General features: G+C 61.5%; 9 protein-coding genes. 8 read left to right on the top strand and 1 reads right to left on the bottom strand.

Annotated elements, in window-relative coordinates; all coding sequences use genetic code 11:
* Nucleotides 1-210: 210 nt before the first annotated feature.
* The gene (locus tag ACS8YF_RS14085) at nucleotides 211-1,227 is read right to left on the bottom strand and encodes a zinc-binding alcohol dehydrogenase family protein (protein WP_440850777.1); all 1,017 of its coding nucleotides are present in this window, start codon (nucleotides 1,225-1,227) and stop codon (nucleotides 211-213) included.
* Nucleotides 1,228-1,635: 408 nt separating this feature from the next.
* On the opposite strand from ACS8YF_RS14085, the gene ACS8YF_RS14080 reads away from it, so the two are divergent.
* The 8 genes from ACS8YF_RS14080 to ACS8YF_RS14045 all read left to right on the top strand — a co-directional run bounded on the left by ACS8YF_RS14080 (nucleotide 1,636) and on the right by ACS8YF_RS14045 (nucleotide 9,728).
* The gene (locus tag ACS8YF_RS14080; protein WP_440850776.1) at nucleotides 1,636-2,463 is read left to right on the top strand and encodes a sulfotransferase family 2 domain-containing protein; all 828 of its coding nucleotides are present in this window, start codon (nucleotides 1,636-1,638) and stop codon (nucleotides 2,461-2,463) included.
* A gap of 430 nt (nucleotides 2,464-2,893) precedes the next feature.
* A complete protein-coding gene (locus ACS8YF_RS14075) occupies nucleotides 2,894-3,931 on the top strand; it encodes a sugar ABC transporter substrate-binding protein (RefSeq protein ID WP_440850775.1) in 1,038 nt (345 codons plus the stop codon).
* Nucleotides 3,932-4,085: 154 nt separating this feature from the next.
* A complete protein-coding gene (locus ACS8YF_RS14070) occupies nucleotides 4,086-5,114 on the top strand; it encodes an ABC transporter permease (protein WP_440850774.1) in 1,029 nt (342 codons plus the stop codon).
* Nucleotides 5,111-5,899: an ATP-binding cassette domain-containing protein gene (locus ACS8YF_RS14065; protein WP_440850773.1), complete on the top strand. Its 789-nt coding sequence runs from the start codon at nucleotides 5,111-5,113 to the stop codon at nucleotides 5,897-5,899. The genes ACS8YF_RS14070 and ACS8YF_RS14065 overlap by 4 nt, the downstream gene beginning before the upstream one ends.
* 550 nt (nucleotides 5,900-6,449) lie before the next feature.
* Entirely contained in the window at nucleotides 6,450-7,202 is a 753-nt protein-coding gene (locus ACS8YF_RS14060) for an amino acid ABC transporter ATP-binding protein (RefSeq protein WP_440850772.1), read from the top strand.
* Nucleotides 7,203-7,273: 71 nt separating this feature from the next.
* Nucleotides 7,274-8,119: a transporter substrate-binding domain-containing protein gene (locus ACS8YF_RS14055; protein ID WP_440850771.1), complete on the top strand. Its 846-nt coding sequence runs from the start codon at nucleotides 7,274-7,276 to the stop codon at nucleotides 8,117-8,119.
* A 99-nt stretch (nucleotides 8,120-8,218) separates the two neighbouring features.
* Nucleotides 8,219-8,938: an amino acid ABC transporter permease gene (locus ACS8YF_RS14050; protein ID WP_440850770.1), complete on the top strand. Its 720-nt coding sequence runs from the start codon at nucleotides 8,219-8,221 to the stop codon at nucleotides 8,936-8,938.
* Nucleotides 8,922-9,728, top strand: coding sequence for an amino acid ABC transporter permease (locus tag ACS8YF_RS14045; RefSeq protein ID WP_440850769.1), 807 nt, complete (start codon nucleotides 8,922-8,924; stop codon nucleotides 9,726-9,728). Before ACS8YF_RS14050 ends, ACS8YF_RS14045 begins: the two co-directional genes overlap by 17 nt.
* Nucleotides 9,729-9,739: the final 11 nt, after the last annotated feature.

Raw genomic sequence — 9,739 nt, 5'->3', positions numbered from 1 at the left:
TGGCCGCGGCGAGCATGCGGTCGCATACGCGCGCTATTAACCCGAAAAATCATCTATTTTTGTGCCGGGTTAATAACCGCTTGCCTGCGGCGAGGGGGGCGCCGTGCAGATTCGGTTTGCAACCCGCGCCGGGGCCGGGCCATGCGGTTGATCTGCCGTCGTGGCGCGCAGTGCCGGCCCGAGCGCGGCACGGGCCGGCGAGGGCAACACTTATGCCATGGCGGTCAGCACGAGCTTGCCCACGGTATGGCCTTGTTCGAGGCGTCGATGGGCTTCGGTGAGATTGTCTACATTCAATGGCCCGATCACGGCACCGAGCGTGCTGCGGATGCGGCCCGAGTCGAGCAGCCCGGCGAGCTCGGCCAGGATTTCGCCGTGGCGTTCCGGGTGATACCCGTGCAGCGCGCGGGCGAACATGAACTCCCAGCAGAAGCTGGCGGCCTTGGATTGCAGCGCATTGATATCGACTGCCTGCTCGGTTTCGGCGATGGCGACGATCCGGCCCAGCGGGCGGATGGCTTCGACCATGTTCTGCCAGTGCACGCCGATATCGTGGCAGTTGAAGATGTAGTCGACCGTGTCGTGGCCGGCGGCGCGCAGGGCCGGGACCAGTTCGTGGTGGTCGATGACCTCGTGGGCGCCGAGCGTGCGGCACCAATCGGCCGATGCCGCGCGCGACGCGGTTGCGATTACGCGGATGCCGGTGAGCTGCCGGGCAAGCTGGATCACGCTGGAGCCCACGCCGCCGGCACCGTTGATCACGAGCAGCGTTTGTTCGCTGTGCGCGCCGGGGTCCGCGCGCAGCCCGAGCTTATCGAACAACCCTTCCCAGGCGGTCAGCGCAGTCAGTGGCATGGCGGCGGCCTGTTCGTTGCTCAGGCGCTGTGGCGCATGGGCGACCAGCCGACTGTCTACGAGTTGCTGCTCGGCATCGCAACCCGGCCGGTCGACCTGTCCGGCGTAATAGACCCGGTCGCCCACCTCGAAACCCGACGCCTCGTCGCCGGTGGCCTCGACCTTGCCGACGGCGTCCCAGCCGAGAATGGCCGGCTCGCCGAGATCGCCCAGCGCGCCGGCACGGACCTTGGTGTCGACCGGGTTCACGGCCAGGGCATCGATCCGAACCCGCAGATCCAGGCCGGTCGGTTCCGCGATGGGGCGATCGATCGTCTCGAAGGCGCCGGGGGCGTTGATATCGGTTGCGCCGCGGGTGGCGATAGCTTTCATGGCGTTGCTCCTGATTGAAAAGAGGCGCCGCGGATTGGGTCGATCATCGCCGCGGCGTTGGCGTCGTGCGTATGGCGGTGTATGGCGACGCCGGGCATGAATTGAAAGCCCGGGCGCTGGCGGCGTGCTCTGCCGATCCGGTCCGCCGCGGCGACGCCCGGGGCTGGCGCGACGCCGGTTGGCGCTTGGCGCGGACGCCGACGAAACGGCAACAGTCGCCAGCGGCCGAACGGAAAAATGACGAACGTTAGACCCGGCCCGTCACGGCCCGATTATTGTTGGCGGTAAACAAAAAGTCACGGATTCTCGTTAGTTTATCGTTATGGTCGTTATCTTCAGGGGGCGTTCCGGAGCCGGCGTCATGTCGTTTTATTTGCAGCATGCATCGGATTTCGATATGGCCGGTTCGTGAAAGCACAACTTTTGGCAGCTCTGGACCGCAGACCCAGGCGCGACGTGCGTTTCTGGGTGTCCCATGAACATCGCCTCGTTTTCCTGAGAATTCCAAAAAACGCGAGCAGCTACATGCGCGCGCTTTTCACCGCCAACCACCCGCTGGGGGCAGGGTTCGACGCGTCGGCGGAATCCCCGCGCGGGTACCGGTTGCGCACAGGGATCAGAGACATTCCGGTTACCCGGAGAACGATTCATCGTGCCCGCCATTACAAGACATTCGTTGTCATTCGGGACCCCATGGCCCGTATCGTCAGCGGGTTTCTGGATCGTGTCGTCAAAAAAAGCACGGGCAACCCACCCGACGCGCCGCACCCTCGTTTTTATCGCGGCATCAGCCGGTTCCACAACCGGGATATCAATCGGCGCACGATCACTTTTGAGCAATTTCTTGATTATGTGCTGGCCAAGCCGGATAAGCAGCGCAACAAGCATTATCGCAGCCAGAGTCATTTTCTGGGGCGTCATCGCTTCGATTTCTATGGCTGTGTGGACAACTTGTCTGACACGCTCGCTTTCCTCCGGGAGCAGGGCATGGTCACGGACGGCTTCCAAGTCGCGTCTTCAAAGAAAACGGCATATGCCGCGCCCGGCGCACACGCAATTGATTGTCCGGCACGGGCAACCGCCCGCGATCTGAATGGTTACGATCACTTTCCGGCCGTCGCCGATTTCTTCGATGGCTCTTCGCTCGATCGTTTCGTCGAGGCTTACCGTGCCGATATCCGGTTGTACGTGCGTGCCCGCGGCATCGATATGCGCCAGCTGATCGATCGTTACTGAATGCCGCGAGTTCGCGGTCGTGCCGTGCCAGATTCGTGGATTCCGCTGCTGAGCCCTGGATGTTGCGGCCGGGATCGCGGGATGAGCGAGGCGATTGCCGGTAACGGGCGATTATCCGGTTCGAAGGGTTATTCCGGCAGGACGAGTCGTCATGACTCGAATTATTGTATGTCCGCGCCCTTTCGATGCCACTTGAGAGCTGGATATCGCGGATCCATCAGTCGCAAGCTGTCCGGGCAACGTTTTCTGAAAATCATCCGTTTTATAAGTTTTTCGAAGGTCAGACTAATGGCGGATTGTTCGTGGATGGGCGTCAAATACAATTAAATGCAGTGGCTTATGCAGGCTTAATGCGTAGATTTTCCGAAAATTAAAATTAAACAGATGCCGCTCAAGGCGGAATAACACTGCGGCGGGCTATTGCTGGAGGATGGGCATGAAAATATCGTGGTCTAAATGCATTTTGGTATCTCTCGTTGTCGGCGGTGCGTTGATGAGCGCGCCGGCCTTCGCCAAGGACGTCAGCGCCTGTTTGATTACCAAGACCGATAGCAACCCCTATTTTGTCACCATGAGAAAAGGCGCGCTCAAGGAGGCGAAGAAACTCGGCGTCCACCTCAAGACCTACGCGGGCAAGTACGACGGCGATAATCAGTCTCAGGTGAGCGCGATCGAAGACTGCATGGCCGACGGGGTCGACGGCATTTTGATCACGGCCTCGGCGCCCAGTGCGATTGTTCCCACGGTACAAAAAGCGCGCAAGGCCGGGATCATGGTGATTGCGCTCGATACGACGCTGCAGCCGGCCAGTGCGGCCGACGCCACGTTTGCGACCGACAACTTCGAGGCCGGCAAGCTCGACGGCGAGTGGGCGAAGAAGCACCTCGGCAAGACCAAGGCCCATATCGCTTTTCTGGATCTTGCCACGAGCCAGCCGTCGGTCGGTGTCCAGCGTGATCAGGGTTTCATGAAGGGTTTCGGTATCGACATCAAGAACCCGAACAAATGGGGTGATGAAAACGATCCGCGCATCGTCGGGCATGCGGTCACCGGCGGCGCCCAGGATGGCGGACGCAAGGCGATGGAGAATCTGCTGCAGAAGAGTCCGGACATCAACCTGGTCTATGCCATCAACGAGCCGGCGGCCGAGGGCGCCTACCAGGCATTGAAGTCGGTCGGGATGCAGAACCGGGTCACGATCGTGGCCATCGATGGCAGTTGCAACGGTGTCCAGGATGTCCAGCAGGGCGTGATCGCAGCCGACGCCCAGCAGTTCCCGCTGCGGATGGCCAAGCGAGGCATCAAGGCCGTCAAGACCTATGTGGATAGCGGCAAGAAGCCCAGCACCAGTGCCGGGCTCGACTTCACCAATACCGGCGTTCATCTGATCACCGATGACCCGGTCAAGGGCGTCAAGTCGTACAGCACGAAATCCGGCATGAAGACATGCTGGGGCAAGCTCCAGTAGACCGGCCCGCCGGTCGATCGGTGGTGGTGGGCGCGTTGCCAGCCATGCCGGTCGACCCCGGTCTGCCGGCCAATCCTGTCGGCACTGATTTCATGCCGTCGCCGACCGGACGGCGGTATGACAGGCCTGTCTTGTTGGTTTCGTGGAGATTCGCATGAACAACGCCACCGAAGCGCCTGCATCCGGAGAACAACACCAGGGGCCGTTGCGCCGGGTGCAGCATTTTCTGCATGGCAATCCGGCGGCCGTGCCGATCATCGTCGTGATCCTGTCGGTTATCTTCTTCTCGATAGCGGTCGGCTCGAGGTTCTATTCGGCCTTCGCGCTGACGTTGATTCTCCAACAGGTGGCGATCACCGGTATCGTGGGCGCCGGCGAGACGCTGATCATCCTGACGGCCGGCATCGATCTGTCGGTGGGCGCCATCATGGTGCTGAGCTCGGTGGTGATGGGCCAGTTCGCCATGCATTACGGCGTGCCCGGGTTCGTCGCCGTGCTCGCCGGGTTGGGTGTGGGCGGCATCTGCGGCCTGTTGAGCGGCCTGCTGGTATCAGTCGTGAAGTTGCCGCCGTTTATCGTCACCCTCGGCGCCTGGTCGGTCTATGGCGCGACGACCTACATCTATTCGGGTAACGAAACGGTACGCAGCCAGGATATCGACCGGGTGGCGCCGATCCTGCATTTGCTGGGCAACTCCTTCCGGATTGGCAACGCGGTGTTCACCTATGGCGTGGTGCTGATGGTAGCGCTGGCACTGGCGCTGTGGTTTGCGCTGAATCACACGGCCTGGGGGCGCCATGTCTACGCGGTCGGCGACGACAAGGACGCCGCGCTTCTGGCCGGCATCCGCACCGGCCGTGTTCTGGTCTCGGTGTATGTGGTGGCCGGTGTGATCTGCGGCCTCGCCGGCTGGACGCTGATCGGACGCATCGGGGCCATATCGCCGCAGGCCGGGCAGATGGAAAACATCGAGGCCATCACGGCGGTGGTGATTGGCGGCACGTCGCTGTTCGGCGGGCGCGGCTCGATTATCGGCACCTTGTTCGGCGCGTTGATCGTGGGCGTGTTTTCGCTCGGTCTTCGCCTGCTCGGCACGGACCCGCAATGGACCCAGCTGGCCGTCGGCGCGCTGATCATCATCGCGGTAACCACCGACCAGTGGATCAGGAAGATTTCGGCATGAATACAGACACCCAACCCATCCTCTCCGGCCGGGGACTGACCAAACGCTATGGCCGGGTCACGGCGCTTGATAATGCCGATTTCGATCTCTACCCGGGCGAGGTTCTGGGTGTGATCGGTGACAATGGCGCGGGCAAATCGACGTTGATCAAGGCCATATCCGGGGCGGTGGTGCCCGATGCCGGCGAGATACGGCTCAACGGCACGCCGGTGCAGTTCGCTTCGCCCATGAACGCGCGCGATGCCGGTATCGAGACCGTGTACCAGACGCTCGCGTTGTCGCCGGCACTGTCGATCACGGACAACATGTTTCTCGGCCGGGAAATACGCCGGAAGGGTATTCTCGGGTCGCTGTTCCGGATGCTGGACCGGCCGGCGATGGAAGACTTCGCGCGGGAAAAACTGTCGGAACTGGGCTTGCTGACGATCCAGAACATCAGCCAGGCGGTCGAAACACTGTCGGGCGGCCAGCGCCAGGGCGTGGCCGTGGCGCGCGCGGCGGCCTTTGCCGCCAAGGTCATCATCATGGACGAGCCGACCGCGGCGCTCGGCGTGAAGGAGTCCGGCCTGGTGCTCGAGTTGATCCGCGACGTGAAGAAACGCGGCCTGCCGATTGTGCTGATCTCGCACAACATGCCGCATGTATTCGAGGTGGCCGACCGGGTCCACATCCACCGTCTGGGACGGCGCGTCGCGGTGGTCGACCCGAGGACCATGTCGCCGTCCGATGCCGTCGCGATCATGACCGGCGCCAAGGAACCGCCGGCCGAGGACGTGGCGGCCTGACGCCCGTGCCGCGCCCGAGCCGTAGCCCCAATATTGCACGCCAGTCTTGATGCCAATACAGCCGCTTGGCTCCGCGGCCGAGTGGCGCCCTTGCCGGCAAACACAGGCGAAAAAGAGCTCGATGTGCAGAAGGTGGGGCGCCGCTTCTCAACGCTCAGGATTTGCCCCGTGCCGGGGTAGCACTCCGGTTGCTTTTCACCCGGATTTGGACTCGGGCGACGGCGGGAAGCGGCAGCTCCCGCCGAGCTAGTGGCTTGGCCGGTGCCCCGGGGGGGGGCGGAACACGACAGTGGCGTTTGCCGCGGATTCATACGGGGCGTTTTTTGCCCCACCGAGCCGCTGCGTTGACCGCTGAAGCGGCGACCGGCGGCTACGGTTCATGGTGGCTCGATTCGCGATCTTTGGGCACGGAACTTGCTGCTCTTTTGTTATTGAGCGGTTCCGCGACCTTTTGCTGATAGCGGTATGGAGGTCGCACCCAGCACGATGCGTGAAAGAATGTTCATAGGTCGGCGCGCCGGACCGCATAGCCTTTTGGGGGTTGAATATAATGACGACTGACGCAGGTCAGCCGATTGTCAGTTTCCGCGATGTACATAAATCGTTCGCGCGTACCGAGGTGCTCAAGGGGATTTCGCTCGACGTCGAGCGTGGCGAGGTGGTGTGCATCATCGGGCCGTCCGGGTCGGGCAAGTCGACCGCCTTGCGTTGCATCAACGGGTTGATTCCGATCGACCAGGGCCGTATCCGGGTCGGCGATTTCGATGTCGATCGGTTGCGCAGCGACAAGAACAAGATCGCGCTGCGCAAAGTGGTGTCCATCGTGTTCCAGCAGTACAACCTGTTCCCGCACAAGACGGCGCTGGAAAACATCATGATGGCGCCGATTCAGGTGCTGGGGGAAGACCGGTCGGAGGTCGAGGCGCGGGCTCGTGCCTTGCTGAAGAAGGTAGGGCTCGATGGGCGCGAGAAACATTATCCCGGCGAGTTATCGGGTGGCCAGCAACAGCGTGTGGCAATCGCGCGGGCGTTGGCAATGCGTCCGGAAGTCATGCTGTTCGACGAAGTGACCGCCGCACTGGATCCGGAAACGGTCAAGGGCGTGCTGGAGACCATTCGCGAGCTGGCCGCCGAAGGCATGACCTGCATTTTGGTCACCCATGAGATGGGCTTTGCCCGGGAAGTGGCCAACCATGTTTATTTCACCGACGGCGGCGTGATTGTCGAGCACGGCCCGCCGGCCGAGTTGTTGAGCAACCCACGGGAAAAACGTACGCAGGCCTTTCTTTCCCAGGTCCTGTAACGAGCCACAGAACGAATTTTACAAATGGCGCGAAGTCGCGCTTCGTCCAGTCCATGAAGGGGGATTATCCGATGCACAAGCCGATTCAGACTCGTTTACGCAAGTTTCGCTTGCTGGTTCAGGCCGCTATGGTGGCCAGCCTGGCCGTTGGGGTGTTCACGGCGGCGCAGGCCGATACGCTGGGCGACATCAAATCGCGCGGAAAGCTCATTGTGGGTGTGAAGGCCGATTACAAGCCGTTCGGCTATGTGGATGCGAACGGCCACAACGTGGGCCTGGAGATCGACATCGCCCATTACCTGGCGCTCAAGATGCTGGGTAGCCCGGATGACGTGCAACTGGTGCCGGTCACGGCCTCCAATCGCATCGAATATCTGCGCCAGGGCCGGATCGATCTCACCCTGGCCACGATGTCCGACACGCCAAAACGCCAGAAGGTGATCGATTTCTCGCGCGACTACTACGCCTCCGGCACCGCGCTGATGACGCGCAAGCAGGCGAACATCCATTCCTGGGCCGACGCCAAGGGCAAGAAGGTCTGCGGCATCCAGGGCTCGTTCTACAACACCGAGCTCAGCAAACGCGGTATTCAGATGGTCAATTATCCGTCGACCGCCGAAGTCTACAAGGCGCTCAAGGATCATCGCTGCATCGGTTTTGCCTATGACGATTCGGCGCTGGTCGGCAAGCTGCTCGACCCCGCCTGGGGCAAGAACTGGCATATCGCTACGCCGGCTATTCTGGAAACCCCATGGGGGATCGGCATCCGCAAGGGCGAGGACTCGCTCAAGAAAGAGGTCGACGGCATCGTGAAAGAGATGGAGGGCTCCGGCTATATTTATGCGCTGCAGACCAAATGGGGTATTCCGCATACCGCCTACGTCAAGAATGCGATGCAGCAAGCCCGGGGCAGTTGATCAGCCGCCACTAATCACGTCTCTGGCCACGACAGGCGTCGTGCACAGCTCCAGAACAAGCGCCGGCCTCGGTGCCGGCGCGTCCTCGACGGGTTTTTCATGATCTTCGGATTGTCGTTTACCTGGCTCGAGAATCCCCTGTACCAGCAATGGCTACTGCAGGGGCTCGAGAACACCCTGCTGTTGTCGGTGTCGTGCATCGTGGCGTCGATGATCATCGGCGTTGTCGGTGCGTGGCTACAGGGTTCGCGCTTCGGGCTCGTACGTCAGGCCGTGGCGGTGTACGTGCAGATTTTCCGCAACACGCCGCCCCTGGTGCAGCTGTTCTTCTTCTTTTTCGTATTGGCCGGGTTGCAGCCGCATGTGTTCGATCCCGCCACAGGCGGCATGCGGCCGCTGCTGGGGCCGTTCGGCACCTCGGTGTTCGCCCTCAGTCTGTTTGCCGGCGCCTTCAACGTGGAAATATTCCGTTCCGGTATCGAAGCCGTGCCGGACACCCTCGATGAAGCCGCTGAAAGCCTTGGATATTCGCGCCGCAAGCGCTATCTGGCGATTACGCTGCCGCTGGCGTTTCGCATCGCCATGCCGGCGCTGAACAACAACCTCATCAATCTGATCAAGACGACCGCCGAAGCTTCGGCAATCGCGACCCCCGAGTTGCTCTACTACGCCGGTCAGATCTATTCCGATAACTTCCGCACGCTGGAAGTGATGATGTTCATCTGGGCCGTCTATATCGTGATCATTGCCATCTTCCTCGGCGGCATGCGTCTGCTGGAACGGCGACTGAGAATCCCCGGCTATGGCGACGCAAGCTAATACGCAACACACGCCGGTTCTTTATACCGCGGGCGTGATCGCGATACTCACGGCGATCGCAGTGGTCGTGATCGTGACGCAAACGACGCTGGATTACTGGGCGACCATCTGGCACCGCGTGCCTTATCTCCTGACCGACAACCAGCAGTGGTGGCCGATCGAGGGCGGTTTTGCCGCCAACGTCGGCATCAGTATCGCCTGTATGATCATCGGTACGGTGCTGGGTACATTCGTCGGTCTTGGCCAGGTCTCGCGCTGGCGTGCGGTGTCGGCCCCGATGTGGCTGATCACCCAGTTCTTTCGCAACTCGCCCTGGTTGGTGGTGTTGTACGCGATCCTGTATCTGTTTCCATACCGGCTGGAGCTGTTCGGTTTCAGTTTCGTCTTTCCCAGTGTGGCCAAGGCGATCATCGGCCTGTCCCTGCCGGCGGCGGCGAACGTCTCGGAAATCGTGCGGGGCGGCGTGCAATCGATTCCGAGCACACAGTGGGAAGCCGCGGCATCGCTGGGCTACACACGCCGCCAGGCGATGTATCGCATTATCCTGCCGCAGGCCTTGCGCCGCATGATTCCGCCCTGGATGAATCTTTACGCCATCATCACCATGGGCACGGCGCTGACCAATCTGGTGGGCGTGGACGAAGGGCTGACCGCGGTACGCCGCGTGCTGGAACTGCTGGGCGAAAATTATGCGATTCCGCTCTACGGCATCCTCATGCTGCTGTTCCTGATCTATTGCTACCCGATCGCGCTGGCGTCCCGAAAACTCGAGGCGCGCTTCCGCCAGTAACGACCACCGAA

It is taken from the genome of Salinisphaera sp. SWV1 (genome assembly GCF_052044155.1).
GTDB lineage: Bacteria > Pseudomonadota > Gammaproteobacteria > Nevskiales > Salinisphaeraceae > Salinisphaera.
This window is presented reverse-complemented; position numbering and strand designations above follow the sequence as displayed.